This window comes from Streptomyces guryensis, from assembly GCF_021261325.1.
Taxonomy (GTDB): domain Bacteria; phylum Actinomycetota; class Actinomycetes; order Streptomycetales; family Streptomycetaceae; genus Streptomyces; species Streptomyces guryensis.
Genome location: NZ_JAJSBI010000004.1, coordinates 135,065 through 151,794, shown reverse-complemented (window position 1 = coordinate 151,794; position 16,730 = coordinate 135,065). Strand labels below are relative to the sequence as shown.

At 71.4% G+C, this 16,730-nt stretch carries 12 protein-coding genes; 5 read left to right on the top strand and 7 right to left on the bottom strand.

Translation table 11 applies throughout. The features are described from left to right. Positions 1-4: 4 nt before the first annotated feature. From LJ657_RS10215 to LJ657_RS10195, 5 genes are all read right to left on the bottom strand, one after another. Positions 5-937, bottom strand: a complete 933-nt coding sequence (locus LJ657_RS10215; RefSeq protein WP_232648107.1) for a branched-chain amino acid ABC transporter permease — start codon at positions 935-937, stop codon at positions 5-7. 113 nt (positions 938-1,050) lie between these two features. Beyond that, positions 1,051-2,271 (bottom strand): branched-chain amino acid ABC transporter substrate-binding protein, encoded by a 1,221-nt coding sequence (locus LJ657_RS10210; RefSeq protein WP_232648106.1) that lies wholly within the window; start codon positions 2,269-2,271, stop codon positions 1,051-1,053. A 177-nt stretch (positions 2,272-2,448) separates the two neighbouring features. Further along, entirely contained in the window at positions 2,449-3,204 is a 756-nt protein-coding gene (locus LJ657_RS10205) for a hypothetical protein (protein ID WP_232648105.1), read from the bottom strand. A 78-nt stretch (positions 3,205-3,282) separates the two neighbouring features. Then, positions 3,283-3,753, bottom strand: coding sequence for a hotdog fold thioesterase (locus LJ657_RS10200; protein WP_232648104.1), 471 nt, complete (start codon positions 3,751-3,753; stop codon positions 3,283-3,285). 51 nt (positions 3,754-3,804) lie between these two features. Next, complete coding sequence (locus LJ657_RS10195) at positions 3,805-6,084, bottom strand: FdhF/YdeP family oxidoreductase (protein ID WP_232648103.1); 2,280 nt, start codon at positions 6,082-6,084, stop codon at positions 3,805-3,807. A 145-nt stretch (positions 6,085-6,229) separates the two neighbouring features. Between LJ657_RS10195 and polA the strand changes: the two genes are divergently transcribed. Both polA and LJ657_RS10185 read left to right on the top strand, forming a co-directional pair. Then, entirely contained in the window at positions 6,230-8,953 is a 2,724-nt protein-coding gene (gene polA, locus LJ657_RS10190; protein ID WP_232648102.1) for a DNA polymerase I, read from the top strand. A 310-nt stretch (positions 8,954-9,263) separates the two neighbouring features. Continuing rightward, entirely contained in the window at positions 9,264-9,620 is a 357-nt protein-coding gene (locus LJ657_RS10185; RefSeq protein ID WP_232648101.1) for a hypothetical protein, read from the top strand. On the opposite strand, the gene LJ657_RS10180 is transcribed toward LJ657_RS10185, so the two are convergent. Beyond that, entirely contained in the window at positions 9,586-10,443 is an 858-nt protein-coding gene (locus LJ657_RS10180) for a DUF4184 family protein (protein ID WP_232648100.1), read from the bottom strand. The genes LJ657_RS10185 and LJ657_RS10180 overlap by 35 nt on opposite strands. 343 nt (positions 10,444-10,786) lie before the next feature. Between LJ657_RS10180 and LJ657_RS10175 the strand changes: the two genes are divergently transcribed. From LJ657_RS10175 to pgfA, 3 genes are all read left to right on the top strand, one after another. After that, the gene (locus LJ657_RS10175) at positions 10,787-12,508 is read left to right on the top strand and encodes a lytic transglycosylase domain-containing protein (RefSeq protein WP_232648099.1); all 1,722 of its coding nucleotides are present in this window, start codon (positions 10,787-10,789) and stop codon (positions 12,506-12,508) included. Between the two features lie 204 nt (positions 12,509-12,712). Then, positions 12,713-12,847 (top strand): SPW_0924 family protein, encoded by a 135-nt coding sequence (locus LJ657_RS10170; RefSeq protein WP_232648098.1) that lies wholly within the window; start codon positions 12,713-12,715, stop codon positions 12,845-12,847. Positions 12,848-12,868: 21 nt separating this feature from the next. Further along, positions 12,869-13,861, top strand: a complete 993-nt coding sequence (gene pgfA / locus LJ657_RS10165; RefSeq protein WP_232648097.1) for a cell envelope lipid trafficking protein PgfA — start codon at positions 12,869-12,871, stop codon at positions 13,859-13,861. On the opposite strand, the gene LJ657_RS10160 is transcribed toward pgfA, so the two are convergent. After that, positions 13,851-16,727 carry an ATP-dependent RNA helicase gene (locus LJ657_RS10160; RefSeq protein ID WP_232648096.1) on the bottom strand — a complete coding sequence of 959 codons (2,877 nt, stop codon included), beginning with the start codon at positions 16,725-16,727 and terminating at the stop codon, positions 13,851-13,853. The genes pgfA and LJ657_RS10160 overlap by 11 nt on opposite strands. Positions 16,728-16,730: the final 3 nt, after the last annotated feature.

Genomic DNA, 16,730 nt, shown 5'->3' with positions numbered 1-16,730 from the left:
GTGGTCACGCCCTGTCCGCTACGCGTTCGCCGACGAGGCCTTGTGGCCTGAACAGCAGGACGAGGATGAGGAGGACGAAGGCCCAGACGGAGGACCAGCCGCCGCCGCCGAGTTGCTGCATGCCGGGGATGTTGTCGATGTAGGAGGTGGCCATGGTTTCGGCGAGGCCGAGGACCAGGCCGCCGATCATGGCGCCGTAGATGTTGCCGATGCCGCCGAGTACGGCTGCGGTGAAGGCTTTGAGGCCCATCTGGAAGCCCATGTCGTACTTGATCTGTCCGTAGCGCAGGCCGTATGCGACGGCGGCGACCGCGGCGAAGAATCCGCCGATGGCGAAGGCGATGACGATGATGCGGTTGGTGTCGATGCCCATCAGCTGTGCGGTGTCCGGGTCCTGCGCGGTGGCCTGCATGGCGCGGCCGGTGCGGGAGAGGCGGACGAAGAAGGCGAGGGCCGCCATGCAGAGGGGGGCGGCGATGATCACGAAGACGGAGCCGCTCTGGATGCTGATGGAGCCGAGGTGCCAGGGGCCGAAGGCGAGCTGGGGGAAGTTGCGGTCGGTCTTGGCGTCCGGGTACCAGTTGAAGACGGCCTGCTGGAGTGCGAGGGAGAGGCCGATGGCGGTGATGAGGGGTGCCAGGCGTGGCGCGCCGCGCAGTGGTCGGTAGGCGAACCGTTCCGCTCCGACGGCGATGAGGACGGAGACGAGTCCGCCTCCGATGAGCATCGCCGGGAGGGCTATCCACATGGATGTGCCGTCGGGCAGGACGTAGAGGTAGACCGTGAGCGCGCCGAAGCCGCCGGTCATGAAGATCTCGCCATGGGCGAAGTTGATGAGCTGGACGATGCCGTACACCATCGTGTAGCCGATGGCGATCAGCCCGTACATCGAGCCGAGGAACAGCCCGTTGGCCAGCTGCTGCGGCAGGGTGTGCACCGCATGGCCTCCATGTGGTGGGGAGTGAGCAGGGGCGTGGAACGGGCCGCGCGGGTGACGTGTGGTCGGCCGCGCGGCCCTGGGGTGGTGCTAGCGGCGGTTCGGGCTGTGGATCAGCCGTTGAAGGTGCCGCTCTTGACGGCCTTCCACTTGCCGTTGGTGACCTGGTAGACGGTCAGCTGCTTGTTGGTGGTGTCGCCGTACTGGTCGAAGGCGACGGGGCCGGCGACGCCGTCGAACTTGGTCTTGCCGACCTGGTCGACGATCTGGGCGCGGGCGTCGGAGGGGATCTTGCCGTCCTTCACGACGTTGCCGATGGCCTTGATGATGGCGGTGGCGGCGTCGTAGGAGTAGCCGCCGTAGGTGCCGTAGTCGCCCTTGAGGCCGGCTGCCTTGTACTTCTTGATGAAGTCCTGGGCGGAGGCGAGGGTGTCGACGGGCTGGCCGACGGAGGTGGCGAGGTCGCCTTCGGCGGTCTTGCCGGCGGTCTGGATGTAGGTGTCGCTGAACATGCCGTCGCCGCCGAAGAGCGGGACCTTGGCGCCGCCGTCCTTGAGCTGCTTGGTGAGCTTCTCGGACTCGTCGTACTGGCCGCCGTAGTAGACCAGGTCGGCCTTGGAGTTCTTGATCTTGGTGACGAGGGCGGAGAAGTCGGTGTCGCCGGTGTTGACGTGGTCGGTGCCGGCGACCTTGCCGCCGGCCTTGGTGAAGCCGGCGGTGAAGAGTTTGGCCAGGCCGGCGCCGTAGGTCTGCTTGTCGTCGACGACGAAGACGTTCTTCTTCTTGAGCGTGTTGTACGCGTAGTCGGCCGCGAAGCCGCCCTGGAGGGCGTCGGTGGTGGCGGTGCGGAAGTAGGTCTTGAAGGGGCGGACCTTCTTCGTCTGCCAGTTCTTGCCCTGGGTGAGCTCGGGGGCGGTGTTGGACGGCGAGATCTCGACCAGGTTGGCGGTGGCGAAGACCTGCTGCATCTGGGTGGCCACGCCGGAGTTCAGCGGGCCGACGACGCCGAGCACCTTGTCGTTGTTGACGAGCTGGGTGGCGTTCTGCTGGCCGCTGGCGGGGATGGCCTTGTCGTCGAGTGCCTGGACCTTGAACGTGACGCCGGGAACGAGGTTGTTCTTGTTGGCGTCGTCGACGGCTACCTGGACGCCACCCTGGATGCCGAGGCCGGTCGCGGAGTTCTGGCCGGTCAGCGGGGCGTCGACGCCGATGATGACCTCGGTCTTGCCGCTGCTGCCCCCACCCTTGTTGTCGTTGCGCGAACCGCACGCGGTCAGCGTGAGGGCGCCCGTCGTGAGCACGGAGGTGAGTATGACCAAAGAACGGTGTCGCACGTTGAATCCTCTCCCTGGCGCCGGCAGTCCTGCTGGGCTGCCGTGTGTCTCGCCGGGCCGTACTGGGGTGGGGCTGGGCCGTGCTGCAGACGCGCCCGGCGGCGCGGTGACTGGGCGTGACTCTAAGCCTGTCTGTCAGCCGGGGGCATCGCTGTGGGCTGGCTTGTGACTTTCTTGTTATGACGTGGTGGAAGGTGAGCTTGGGGGAAGGTCACTCTCGGCCGGTTTGGCGGGAACGCGTCGGGTCCACATCGTGAGAACTCGCACTTCCGGTTGGACGTGGGGCGAGGGGAGGGCCCGGGTGGCGTCGCAGGCCGTGTGGAGGAGCTCGGAGAGGTCGCGCGAGTAGCGGTCGCCGAAGATGAAGCTGTAGTGCTGGATTGCGTGCGTGTTACGCAGCGTTACGTCGAGGAAAGGGAGGTTGACGTTGAGGGGGAGCCCGCTGCAGTGGGTCACGGTGATGCGCACGGTGATGTGGTGTGTGGTTCCTGCGCGCACGGTGAAGGCGGTCGGGGGTGTGGTGGAGGTGTGTACGCCGGCGGGGGCCGCGTTGATGTCCCAGACGGTGACGGGGGGTCCGTCGTGCACCGAGACGTCGAAGCGGAAGTCCCTGGTGGAGGCCGTGGCAGGAGGGTCGGCAACTCCCTTGTAGTGGAAGGCCGTTGTGGTCGAGGGCCACGGTGTGGACGGCTCTTTCGGCGGTGTGGTCGGGGGCGGTGCGGCCAGGAGCCACACGGCCGCGGCCAGGGTGGCCGCGGCCGTCGCGAGCACGGTGGTGCGGGTGCGCGGGGTCAGCGTGTGCCAACGGTCGGTCAGGCGGGGCGAGTCGGTGCCGATGACGTCGGGTTGCGGTGCGTCCGGGCGGGCGTCGGAGTCGTCTTCGGTGTGCGCCTCGACGTGGCCGGCGGGTTCGACGGGGCCGATGCCGCTCATGTCCGGGGCCTCATGGGGAAACGGTAGGCGCGGCTGAGGCGGCCGGACAGTGCCCGGTGGGAGAAAGGTGGCGGTGTGTCAGTCCGCGGCGGGCAGTTGCACTTCCCGCAGCAGGCAGGTCAGGCGGGCGCTGCACACGCGCCGTCCCTCTTCGTCGCTGATCGCGATCTCGTACGTGGCGGTGGAGCGGCCGCGGTGGACGGGGGTGGCCACGCCGGTGACGAGGCCGGAGCGTACGCCGCGGTGGTGGGTGCAGTTGAGGTCGACGCCGACCGCGATCTTGGAGCTGCCGCCGTGGAGCATGGAGCCGACGGAGCCGAGGGTCTCGGCGAGGACGGCGGAGGCGCCGCCGTGCAGGAGGCCGTAGGGCTGGGTGTTGCCCTCGACGGGCATGGTGCCGACGACGCGGTCCGCGGAGGCTTCGAGGATCTCCACGCCCATGCGGGTGCCGAGGTGGCCGGCGGAGAAGAGGGCGGGGAGGTCGACGCCGAGTGCGGCGTACTCGTCGATGACCTCCTGCGGGAACTTCACGTACTGCTGCTCGCCCATGGTCCGGCTCCGTTCGTCCTGATCGCTCGTCCAGCCTGCCTGAGCAAACGCTCAGTCGGCTGTCGATTGTTCCAGACGTACGACGACGGACTTGCTGGCCGGGGTGTTGCTGGTGTCCGCGGTGGAGTCCAGGGGGACCAGGACGTTGGTCTCGGGGTAGTAGGCGGCCGCGCAGCCGCGTGCCGTCGGGTAGTGCACGACGCGGAAGCCGGGCGCCCTGCGTTCGACGCCGTCCTTCCACTCGCCGACCAGGTCGACGTACGACCCGTCGGTGACGCCGAGTGTCCGTGCGTCCTCGGGGTTGACCAGGACGACCCGGCGGCCGTTCTTGATGCCGCGGTAGCGGTCGTCGAGGCCGTAGATGGTGGTGTTGTACTGGTCGTGCGAGCGCAGTGTCTGCAGCAGCAGGCGACCCTCGGGCAGCTCCGGGTACTCGACGGGGGCCGCCGTGAAGTTCGCCTTGCCCGTCGCCGTCGGGAAGCGGCGCTCGTCGCGCGGGGCGTGCGGGAGGGTGAAGCCTCCGGGGTGCGCCACGCGCGCGTTGAAGTCCTCGAAGCCGGGGACCACGCGGGCGATGCGGTCGCGGACGGTGGCGTAGTCCTTCTCGAACTCCTCCCACGGCACCGTGCTCTCCTCGCCGAGCACACGGCGGGCCAGGCGGCAGACGATCGCCGGTTCCGACAGCAGGTGGGTGCTCGCGGGCTCCAGGCGGCCGCGGGAGGCGTGCACCATGCCCATGGAGTCCTCGACGGTCACGAACTGCTCACCGCTGCCCTGCAGGTCACGCTCCGTGCGTCCCAGGGTGGGCAGGATCAGGGCACACGCGCCCGTGACCGCGTGCGAGCGGTTGAGCTTGGTCGACACGTGCACCGTGAGGCGGGCGCGCCGCATGGCCGCCTCGGTGACCTCGGTGTCGGGGGAGGCGGACACGAAGTTGCCGCCCATCGCGAAGAACACCTTCGCCCGGCCGTCCCGGAGGGCGCGGATGGCCTGGACGACGTCGTAGCCGTGCTCGCGCGGCGGGGCGAAGCCGAACTCCTTCTCCAGGGCGTCCAGGAAGGCGGGGGCGGGGCGCTCGAAGATGCCCATCGTCCGGTCGCCCTGCACGTTCGAGTGGCCGCGCACCGGGCACACGCCCGCGCCCGGGCGGCCGATGTTGCCGCGCAGGAGGAGGAAGTTGACCACCTCGCGGATGGTCGGCACGGAGTGCTTGTGCTGGGTCAGGCCCATTGCCCAGCACACGATGGTGCGCTTCGAGGCGAGGACCATCTTCAGGGCGCGGTCGATCTCCGCGCGCGTGAGACCGGTCGCGGTCAGGGTCTCGTCCCAGTCGGCGGCCTTCGCGGCCGTGGCGAACTCCTCGTAGCCGTGGGTGTGTTCGCGTACGAACTCCTCGTCGACCGCGTCCTGCGTCTCCAGGACGAGCTTGTTCAGGAGGCGGAAGAGGGCCTGGTCGCCGCCGATGCGGATCTGCAGGAAGAGGTCGTTGAGGGCGGCGCCCTTGAGCATGCCCTGCGGGGTCTGCGGGTTCTTGAACCGCTCCAGGCCGGCCTCGGGCAGCGGATTGACGCTGATGATCTTGGCGCCGTTGGCCTTGGCCTTCTCCAGGGCGGAGAGCATGCGCGGGTGGTTGGTGCCCGGGTTCTGGCCGGCGACGATGATCAGGTCGGCCTTGTAGAGGTCCTCCAGCAGGACGCTGCCCTTGCCGATGCCGATCGTCTCCGACAGTGCCGAACCGGACGACTCGTGGCACATGTTGGAGCAGTCGGGCAGGTTGTTCGTGCCGAGCTGCCGGGCGAACAACTGGTAGAGGAAGGCCGCTTCGTTGCTGGTGCGGCCCGAGGTGTAGAAGAGCGCCTCGTCGGGGGAGCCGAGGGCGGCGAGCTCCTCGGCGACGATGTCGAAGGCGCGCTCCCAGCTCACCGGCTCGTAGTGGGTGCCCCCTTCGGGCAGGTGCATGGGGTGGGTGAGCCGGCCCTGCTGGCCCAGCCAGTAGCCGCTGCGGGTGGCGAGGTCGGCGACGGGGTGCGCGGCGAAGAACTCCGGGGTGACCCGGCGCAGGGTGGCCTCCTCGGCGACCGCCTTCGCGCCGTTCTCGCAGAACTCCGCCTTGTGCCGGTGGTCCGGCTCCGGCCAGGCGCACCCCGGGCAGTCGAAGCCGTCCTTCTGGTTGACGCGCAGCAGCGTCAGCGCGGTCCGCTTCACGCCCATCTGCTGCTGGGCGATGCGCAGGGTGTGCCCGATGGCCGGCAGCCCCGCCGCCGCGTGCTTGGGCCCGGCGACCTGCGGCGCGTCCTGGACCGGATCACCCTTGGGCGGCTTCGTCGCCATCGCGCACTCTCCTTCACAGACACCTGCGAGCTACCACTTCGATCCTCGCACGGGCTGCTGACAACGAGGGTGCCAGGGCGTGCGGGGAGTGGGCGTCAGGCGTGCGGAGGTCTGAGTGTCAGTGGGGCGTGGCAGGATCGGGGACGTGGCAGAGACAGCATCGAAGAAGACCGAGACGACCTCCGGCGGCAAGCGGCCCCGCCTCATGCTCATGGACGGGCACTCGCTGGCCTACCGCGCGTTCTTCGCGCTGCCCGCGGAGAACTTCACGACCGCGACGGGCCAGCCGACGAACGCGATCTACGGCTTCGCGTCGATGCTCGCCAACACCCTGCGCGACGAGGAGCCCACGCACTTCGCGGTGGCCTTCGACGTCTCCCGCAAGACCTGGCGCTCCGAGGAGTTCACCGAGTACAAGGCGAACCGCTCCAAGACCCCGGACGAGTTCAAGGGTCAGGTCGAGCTGATCGGCGAGCTCCTCGACGCGATGCACGCGTCGCGGTTCGCGGTCGACGGCTTCGAGGCGGACGACATCATCGCCACCCTCGCCACCCAGGCGGAGGCAGCGGGCTTCGAGGTGCTGATCGTCACCGGCGACCGCGACTCCTTCCAGCTGGTCAGCGAGCACACGACGGTGCTGTACCCGACGAAGGGCGTCTCCGAGCTGACCCGGTTCACCCCGGAGAAGGTGTTCGAGAAGTACGGGCTGACGCCCGCGCAGTATCCCGACTTCGCGGCGCTGCGCGGTGACCCGTCCGACAACCTGCCGGGCATCCCCGGGGTCGGCGAGAAGACCGCCGCGAAGTGGATCAACCAGTTCGGTTCGTTCGCGGAGCTCGTCGAGCGCGTCGAGGAGGTCAAGGGCAAGGCCGGGCAGAACCTGCGCGAGCACCTGGAGGCGGTCAAGCTCAACCGCCGCCTGACCGAGATGGTGCGCACGGTCGAGCTGCCCAAGGCGGTCGCCGACCTGGAGCGCGCCCCGTACGACCGCACGGCCGTCGCCATGGTCCTGGACACCCTGGAGATCAGGAATCCCTCGCTGCGCGAGCGGCTGCTCGCCGTGGACCCGGGCGGCGAGGAGGCCGAGGCGACGCCGGTGGCCCCGGGTGTGGAGCTGGACGGGACGGTGCTGGGCACGGGCGAGCTGGCCGGCTGGCTCACCGAGCACGGCACCCGGGTGCTCGGCGTGGCCACGGTCGGCACCTGGGCGCTGGGCACCGGCTCGGTCGCGGAGGTCGCGATCGCCGCCGCCGAGGGGCCGGCCGCCTGGTTCGACCCGTCCCAGCTGGACGAGGCCGACGAGAACGCGTGGACCGCCTGGCTGGCCGCCGAGGACCGCCCCAAGGTCCTGCACAACGCCAAGGGCGCCATGCGGGTCTTCGCCGAGCACGGCTGGTCCGTCGCCGGTGTCTCGATGGACACCGCCCTGGCCGCCTACCTGGTCAAGCCCGGCCGCCGCTCCTTCGACCTGGACGCGCTGTCCCTGGAGTACCTGGGCCGTGAGCTGGCCCCCGCCGCCGCGGCCGACGGCCAGCTCGCCTTCGGCGCCGACGACGGCGCCGAGGCCGAGGCGCTCATGGTGCAGGCCCGCGTGATCCTCGACCTCGGTGAGGCGTTCCGGGGCCGTCTGGAGGAGGTCGGCGCCGCGGATCTGCTGCGCGACATGGAGCTGCCGACCTCGATCCTGCTCGCCCGCATGGAGCGGCACGGCATCGCCGCCGACCGGGCCCATCTGGAGGCCATGGAGCAGATGTTCGCGGGCGCCGTGCAGCAGGCGGTGAAGGAGGCGCACGCGGCGGCGGGCCACGAGTTCAACCTGGGCTCGCCCAAGCAGCTCCAGGAGGTCCTCTTCGGCGAGCTGGGCCTGCCGAGGACGAAGAAGACCAAGACCGGCTACACCACGGACGCCGACGCCCTGGCCTGGCTGGCCACCCAGACGGACAACGAACTGCCGGTCGTCATGCTCCGCCACCGTGAGCAGGCCAAGCTGCGGGTCACCGTCGAGGGCCTGATCAAGACGATCGCCACCGACGGCCGCATCCACACCACCTTCAACCAGACGGTCGCCGCGACCGGCCGCCTCTCCTCCACCGACCCGAACCTGCAGAACATCCCCGTCCGCACCGACGAGGGCCGGGCCATCCGCCGCGGCTTCGTCGTCGGCGAGGGCTTCGAGTCCCTGATGACGGCCGACTACAGCCAGATCGAACTGCGCGTGATGGCGCACCTCTCCGAGGACGAGGGCCTCATCGAGGCGTTCACCTCCGGCGAGGACCTGCACAACACGGTCGCGGCGCAGGTCTTCTCGGTCGACCGGGAGCACGTCGACGCGGAGATGCGCCGCAAGATCAAGGCCATGTCGTACGGCCTGGCGTACGGTCTGTCGGCCTTCGGCCTGTCCCAGCAGCTGAACATCGACGCGGGCGAGGCCCGGGTCCTGATGGACACGTACTTCGAGCGGTTCGGCGGCGTCCGGGACTACCTGCGCCGGGCCGTCGACGAGGCGCGGGCGACGGGCTACACGGCGACCCTCTTCGGCCGCCGCCGCTATCTGCCCGACCTCAACAGCGACAACCGTCAGCGCCGCGAGGCGGCCGAGCGCATGGCCCTGAACGCGCCCATCCAGGGCACCGCCGCGGACATCGTGAAGATCGCCATGCTCAAGGTGGACGACGCGCTGCGGGCGGCGGGCCTGACCTCGCGGATGCTCCTGCAGGTCCACGACGAAGTCGTCCTGGAGATCGCTCCCGGTGAGCGTGGAGCGGCGGAGGAGATCGTCCGCCGTGAAATGGCCGACGCCGTGCGCCTGAGGGTGCCGCTGGGTGTCTCGGTGGGGGTGGGCTCCGACTGGGAGTCGGCGGCGCATTAGCCTCCGGCGGTGGGGCGGGGGTTCGGTGCTGATCGGCCGGGCGGCGAGCCGGCTCTCCGGCCGGGGGTAAGTCCTCCGGGCAGGGAGTTGTCGAGTGTCTGCGGGCGCGTTCTGGCTGGTCGCGCCCACGGGGCGGAGCCGCATACCGACACAGTCCCGCGCCCCTTCAGGGCGCGGCCGAACCCGTCGCGCAGGGGCGAATCCTCTGGGCAAGAGGCCCTGCCGCACCCCTCATGCCCCGCAGGGAACCGTCACTCAGGTGGCCCCCGCGGGAAGGCCGCCACCGCCTTCGCACCGTAAGGATGCGGGCATGGGTATACGCATGCTCAACCGCCGACCGGCGAGAGCGCAGGCGAGTGCCGAGACGGCGCCCGCCGTGCCACCCGCACCGGTGCCGGCCTTCGCCGCTCGTGCAAGCACCGCCCGCATCCCCACCGACCTCGCCGTCGTCCTGCGCCGTACGGCAGCGGACCTCCGGCGTCGGCTGCCCCGGCGCGGTACGGGGCACGCGGAGCCGCCCGTCTGGCGGCTGTGGGCCGGTCTGGGCCGCAGTTACGTCACCGGGCTCCTCGTCCGTGTCCGCCGCAGCCACGCCCGCACCGGCAGGGTGTTCATCGTGACCACGGGCCCCCTCACCGACCGGCCGGACGGCCCTGTTCCACGCTGACCCGCTCTGGCTCCCCGGCAGGTGGCACCGGCCGCCACACCCGCACCCCGACCACGTAGAGCAGCAGCCCGAGCATCAGCCCCGCGCCCGCGCCGAAGCACACGGCCGGAATCAGCTCCCAGGGCTTGGCCGTCGCGCCCCAGAATGCCCACCACCGCACGGCCCGCTCCACGGCCCAGACCCCCGCGCACCCGCAGATCACCACACAGGCCCACCACCGGTCCCGCAGCGACAACACGGGGACCGCACCCGAGACCGTGGGCGCCGACGCCCTCCGCAGCGCCCGCGTCACCCACACCGCGATCACCACCGCGCCCACCACCGAACTCCCGTACTGCAGGTTTGAGTACAGGGGAGACCCCCACAGCTCCCGTCCCAGCACGGGAATCAGCCGCACACCCCACCGGTCGTGATGTGTGAAGGCGTCCCACACCACGTGCGTCAGGGCGCCGAGCGCCGCGGACACGTACCACCACGAGGTCAGGGACGGCCGTATGCGCGCGCGTGGCGCCCCGCATCGCAGCAGGGCGGCCGGCCGTGGCTGCCAGGGCCGGGGCAGCAGTGCCACCAGCGGCTCCCGCACCAGCAGCCACAGCCCGACCAGCGCCCAGGCCACCAGCACGTCCACGGTGAAGACGCCGGGGAACGAGTGCGTGACCTCTCCGAACTCCATCGCACCGGGTACCGCACTTGCCGCGTAATAGGTCATGTCGGGTGCGAAGGAGCCGGCCACGAGGACGGCCGGAACCAGCCGTCCTCGGCCGGCTCCGTCACCGCGGACGGCGGGCAGGACTGCGGCCGCATGGCTCAGGGTGAACGGCAACTGGGCTCCTCGCGCCGGACATTGCCCGAGCGGGCGGCCCGGGTGATCGCTCCGGTCCAGTATGCGTGCCGCGATTCCGCGCCGTTCGCGCATGGCCAACCGGTGAATATCGGGCACGAACGGGTCCCCGTGGAAAGCAAGTTGTCGTAGGGTCGCCTGGGTCACCGTGCTCGGCGGCACGGTCGAACAGATGAACAAGGCAACTCGACAGGGGCTCGACACAGACAAGAGAGCGATCCGAGGGCAACCCGCACGCCGGGTCGATCGTCACAACAGGGCGGGCGCGGTACGCGCCGGGCAGACGAAGACGGACGTTGGTGCGTCCACGGGAGGGGTTCACTCTATGGCGGCGCAATTCGGCATGAGGCTGCGCAAGGGAGCGGCAACCACAGCCGTGGCAGCGGCCGCGGTCGCTGCCCTGTCCGCGTCCCAGGCTCCGGGGGTCACCGTCGACGACCACGGCAGACAGACCGCCTCGGAGGCCAAGCCCGCACCCGACGCGACCGCGGGCGACGGTGCGGCGACCGGCAACTCGCCGTACTACACCGACCTTCCGCCGCTCAACAGCCCGAACCCCGCGCCGACCGCAGGCGCCACCAGCACCCCCGTGGCGCAGGGCGCGGCCGAGGCGGGCATCCCCGCGACCGTCCTCGACGCCTACAAGAAGGCCGAGGCCGAGCTGCGCTCCTCCAAGCCCGGCTGCAACCTGCCCTGGCAGCTGCTCGCCGCGATCGGCAAGGTCGAGTCGGGCCAGGCCCGCGGCGGCCGCGTCAACGCCGACGGCACCACGATCACCCCGATCCTCGGCCCGGAGCTCGACGGCAACGGCTTCGCGCTGATCAAGGACACCGACGGCGGCAAGTACGACGGCAACAGCAGCTACGACCAGGCCGTCGGCCCCATGCAGTTCATCCCCTCCACCTGGGCGTGGGCGGGCCGCGACGGCAACGGCGACGGGGTCAAGGACCCCAACAACGTCTACGACGCCGCCCTGGCCGCCGGCCACTATCTGTGCCGCAACGGCTGGGACCTGTCCGTCCCGGCCGACCTCAACCAGGCGATCCTCAGCTACAACAACTCCCAGGACTACCTGCACACCGTCCTGTCCTGGCTGGAGTACTACCGCAAGGGCACCCACGAGATCCCCAACGGCACCGGCAGCGTCCCCTCGGGCCGCAGCGACGACCACCAGAAGGCCAACCCCGAACCGTCGCCCACGCCGCCCGCCAAGCCGACGCCGCCGAGCACCGGCTCCCCGAGCCCCACTCCACCGCCGTCCGGCACACCAGGCACGCCCGGCACTCCCAGCCCGCCGAGCAGCCCGTCGCCCACCCCCACCGACACTGTGGACCACCTGGCGGACGCGGGCACCGCGAAGCTGACCGCGATGGCCGGCGACGCGTTCACCAAGAAGATCAGCACCAAGGCCGTGACCAAGTCCGGCAAGGCGGTCGGCAAGGTCAGGGTCCGCTTCACCGTCGTCGGCGACACCGACACCACCTTCACCGGGGGCGAGTCCGTCGCCACGGTCGTCACCAACAGCTCCGGCGTGGCCGTCGCCCCCACCCTGCAGGCGGGCGAGAAGACCGGCGACCTCACCGTCCGCGCCACGGTCGTGGGTCGCGTGCTCACCGGTCTCGACTACACCGCCACCGTCACCGAGCGGGTCGCCGACAGCGTCGTGCGCACCAGCGACACCGCGCTGACCTGCACCCCGGGCGGCGAGTTCGCCGACCAGGCCGAGGTGAAGGCCACCTACAAGGGTGCCGTCGCGGACAAGGTCGCGGTCACCGCAACCCTGATCAAGTCGGTGCTCGACCCGACCGAGAACGACAAGGGCCCCTACTTCAAGGACGCCGACGGCAAGACCGTCCGCACCCTGACGGGCCTGACGACGGACGCCAAGGGCCTGCTGACGCTGCCGAAGCTGTATGCCGACGACACCGCCGGCAACTTCATCCTCCGCATCACCACCGCGGGCGGCGCGACCCTGAACATCCAGCTGACGGTCGCGGCGGCCGGCTCCTCGGCGAGCCCCAGCCCGTCACCCAGCCCCTCCACGTAGTTCCCCGCATCCTCCGTACGACGGCGGCGGCGCACCTCACACAGAGGGCGCCGCCGCCGTCGTTGTGTGTGCAACGTGTTCTCATCTCGCCCACCCGTTGCTACCGTGCCGGACCTGACGATGTATCAGTTCCCGTCCGTGTGTCCCTGTCCGTGTGTCCCCGTCCGTGTCCCCGTCCGTGTTCCCGTCTCCCGGGAGGCAGGCATGCGCGCCCTGATCGCCGCCGCGACCGGTCTCGTCCTCGCCCTGGCGCTGGTCCTCACGATCACGGCCATGGGCAGTCCCACGGGCAAGACGTCCCCGAAACCGCTGCTCACGACGGTGCCCGCACACCCGTAACCGCCCGGGAGGGAGGCCGAGATGCGCCGCAAGGCCAGTCTGGTCCTGCTCGCCTTCGCCGTGTTCTTCGCGGCGCTGTCCCCGCTGCTGCGCTGGTACGCCTTCCCGCGCCTGGCCAAGATCCCGGCCAACCAGTACCAGGACATGGTCCTGGAGGCGAAGAACGCGACTCTCCTCGACTACGGCACCATGAAGGCCCGCACCGTCCCCGAGGTCACCATCGTGCAGACCCTCAAGGGCAACGTGGAGGCCGCCAAGGAGATCGAGAAGACGGCAGGCCGGGACGTCGTCGTCTGGGACGGTCTCTCCTACGTCCAGGGACCCGACGGCAAGATGGTCTCCCGGATCCCCGAGCGCTATATCTTCGACGCCCACAGCCAGGCCCCGGTCCACGCCACCGGCGAGATGGTCGACGGCGACCCGGTGAAGCGGACCGGCATCGAGTTCAAGTGGCCCTTCCTGACCCAGAAACGGGACTACGAGTACTTCGACGCCCAGACCCGAACCACCAACCCCATCCACTACAAGGACACCCGGACCTTCCGCGGCCTGAAGGTCTACTACTTCGAGCAGACCATCCCCTGGACCAAGGTCGAGTTCCCCAGGACCATGCCGGTCCAGGGCATCACCCCCGAGTCGGTGGCCAGGACCGGCACCACCCGCTGGTACACCACGGTCCGCAGGTTCTGGGTCGAGCCCGTCACCGGAGCCCCGGTGTACGGCGAGGAGATCCACAAGGAGGAACTGCGCGGCGGCACGCTCCTGGGCGGCAGGGAGAAGGTCACGGCCTTCGCCGGCCACGTCAAGATGCGCGAGGACTACATCAGGCACACCGTCGCCCTGGTCAAGTCCAACCGCACCCTGGTCCTGCTGATGACGTCCTACCTGCCCTGGGGCTTCCTGACCCTCGGCGTCCTGCTGCTCGCCCTGTCCCTGTGGCTGGAGGCCCGCAGCCGCCGCCCCGGCGACCCGGAACCGGCACAGCCCACCACGCCGGAACCGGTCACCGCCTGAGCCGCGCGTTGGTGTGCCGCGTCGGCTCCGCGCCGGCGGGATCCTCGGGCCACGGATGCTTCGGATACCGGCCGCGCAGCTCCGCCCGTACGCTCTTGTAGCCGTCCCTCCAGAAGGAGGCGAGGTCGGCCGTGACGGCGGCCGGGCGGCCGGCGGGGGAGAGCAGATGCACCAGCAGCGGCACCCCCGCGACGGCCGGCGACTCGTGCAGCCCGAACATCTCCTGCAACTTCACGGCGAGCACCGGCTGTTCCGGGTTGCCGTAGTCGATCCGGATCCTGGACCCACTGGGGACGGCGATCCTCTCCGGGGCGAGTTCGTCGAGCCGCCCCGCCTGCCCCGAGGCCCAGGGCAACAGCCGGTCGAGTGCCTGGCCGGCGTCGATCCGCGCGAGGTCGGCCCGCCGCCGGGCCCGGCTCAGCTCGGGCTCCAGCCACTCGTCCACGCGCGCGTGGAGCGCATCGTCGGACACGTCCGGCCACGGCCCCCCGAGGTGCAGACGCAGGAACGCCAGCCGCTGCCGCAGCACCAGCGCGTCGGGCGACCACCGCAACAGCCCGAACCCTTCCTGCCGCAGCCCTTCGAGAAGCGCGGTGCGTACGAGTACGGGGTCGGCGTCCTTCAAGGGCCGCACCGCGAGCTCGATCGCCCCCAGCCGCTCCACCCGCCGTGCCACGACGTCCCCGTCCGCCCAGTGGACTTCCGGCCCCTCGGAGTACAGCGGGGCCGCCGCGGACCGGGCCATGTCCTCGTCGACCGCGGCGGCGAGCTGCACGCGCGCGTGTCCCTTGCCCACGGGTCGGTCCGCAACGGCCACCGCGATCCACGGGGCACCGCGCAGGGGGCTGCCGTCGCGGAGTTCGGCGCGGGTGCCGGAGGCCATGAGGAAGGAGCCGCCGCCGGCCTTGGCGACACGCTCGGGGAAGGCGAGGGCCGCCACCAGACCGACGAGGCGTTCGTCGCCGTCGCCTGCCCGTCCGCCCGCCCTCGGCGGGGCGGCGCGGGCGGCCGAGCCGGGCCCAGGAGGCACGGCGGCCGCGTCGCTGCCCGTGGCCCTGGGCGGGGCGGTGGCGCTTACCGTCCCCGGGACAGGCCCCCTGACCGATGGCTGCGCGAGTTCCTTGGCGGCAGGCCGCCGGCGCTGCGGTTCCTCCGGTCGAGGAGGCACGGCGGCCGCGTCGCTGCCCGCGGACCCGGGCGGGGCGTCGGTGCCTCCGGCCGCCGGAACGGATCCCCCGGGCGTCGGCCGCGTTGACTGCTTGGCGGTGGGCCGCAGGCGCTGCGGTTCCTCCGGTCCAGGAGACACGGCGGCCGCGCCGGGAGAGGCATCGGGGTCTCCCGTCCCCGGCACGGACTCCTTGGCCGATGGCCGCGCGAACTCCTTCGCGACGGCCCGCAGGCGCCGCACCTCCGTCCGCCACCGCGCAGCGTACGCATCACCGCCGCGTCGCGCGGCGCGCAGAGCGGCGGCCAGATCGTCGCCGTACTCACGCGGCGCCTCCTCGGTGAGCAGGGCCACCACCTCGGCAGCCTCGCCGCCCGTGTCCAGCAGCGCCCGCCCCAACCGCGGATGCACCCCGATCCGGGCCAGCGCGGCGCCCCGTTCCACGGCCCGGCCGTCCGAGTCCACCGCCCCGATGGCCGCAAGGACCTCCCGCGCCGCCGCCATCGCCCCGACCGGCGGCGGATCCAGCAGCGCCAGCCCGGACGCCTCCGGATCGCCCCAGCACGCCGTCTGCAGGGCGAACGCCGTCAGGTCGGCCAGCTTGATCTCCGGCGCGGGGAAACGCGGCAGACGGGCGTCCTCGGCCTCCGTCCAGCACCGGTACACCGCCCCCGGCGCCTCACGTCCGGCCCGCCCCGCCCGCTGCCGCCCCGCAGCCTGCGAAGCCCGTACCGTCGTCAGCGCACTCAGTCCGCGCGCATGGTCGACTCGGGGCTCCCGCGCCAGCCCCGAGTCGACGACCACCCGCACCCCCGGAACCGTCAGCGACGACTCGGCCACCGACGTCGCAAGCACGATCCGGCGCCGCCGGCCGGGAAGCAGCACGGCGTCCTGCACGGCGGCGGGTGCCCGCCCGTGCACCTGCAGCACCTCGACGCCGCCCAGGTCCCCCAACTGTCCCGCCACGCGCGCGATCTCGCCCACGCCCGGCAGGAAGCACAGCACGTCCCCGTCCCGCTCGGTCAGCGCCCGCCGCACCACCGACGCCACATGCGTCAGCAGCGCCGGGTCGACCCGCATGCCGTGCGGCGGCCGTACCGGACGGGCCGGCGGAGACCAGACCACCTCCACAGGGTGCGAGACGCCCTCGGCCTCGACCACGGGCGCCCCGCCCAGCAGCCGCGCCCACCCGGCCGCGTCGGTCGTCGCCGACGCGGCCACCAGCCGCAGCTCCGGCCGCAGCGTCTCCCGCACGTCCCACAGGAAGGCCGCCGCGGTGTCCGCGTCCAGGTGCCGCTCGTGGCACTCGTCGAGCACGACCACGTCCACACCGGCCAGCTCCTGGTCGCGCTGCAGCCGCTGCAGCAGCACACCGGTCGTCATGACCTCCACGCGCGTGCGTGGCCCGACGACCCGCTCGCCGCGCACGGTGTACCCGACGCTGTCGCCGGCCCTCTCGCCCAGCAGCCACGCCATCCGCCGGGCGGCGGCGCGGGCGGCGATGCGGCGAGGTTCGGCCACGACGACGCGGCGCGCGGGCCCGTCCCCGAGCAGCCCGGCGAGCGCCAGCGGCACCAGCGTCGTCTTGCCGGTGCCGGGCGGCGCCACCAGAACGGCGGTGCCGTGCCCCTCCAGCGCGTCGCTCAGAGCGGGCAGCGCACCGCGTACGGGCAGCGCGTCCAGGGCGTCGTAACGGATCACGCA

What these genes read in the sequence shown, in the direction of transcription:
- LJ657_RS10205 (WP_232648105.1), bottom strand. Translation starts at nt 3,204, where the DNA reads ATGAGCGGCATCGGCCCCGTCGAACCCGCCGGCCACGTCGAGGCGCAC.
- LJ657_RS10200 (WP_232648104.1), bottom strand. Translation starts at nt 3,753, where the DNA reads ATGGGCGAGCAGCAGTACGTGAAGTTCCCGCAGGAGGTCATCGACGAG.
- LJ657_RS10170 (WP_232648098.1), top strand. Translation starts at nt 12,713, where the DNA reads ATGCGCGCCCTGATCGCCGCCGCGACCGGTCTCGTCCTCGCCCTGGCG.
- LJ657_RS10175 (WP_232648099.1), top strand. Translation starts at nt 10,787, where the DNA reads ATGGCGGCGCAATTCGGCATGAGGCTGCGCAAGGGAGCGGCAACCACA.
- LJ657_RS10185 (WP_232648101.1), top strand. Translation starts at nt 9,264, where the DNA reads ATGGGTATACGCATGCTCAACCGCCGACCGGCGAGAGCGCAGGCGAGT.
- LJ657_RS10195 (WP_232648103.1), bottom strand. Translation starts at nt 6,084, where the DNA reads ATGGCGACGAAGCCGCCCAAGGGTGATCCGGTCCAGGACGCGCCGCAG.
- pgfA (WP_232648097.1), top strand. Translation starts at nt 12,869, where the DNA reads ATGCGCCGCAAGGCCAGTCTGGTCCTGCTCGCCTTCGCCGTGTTCTTC.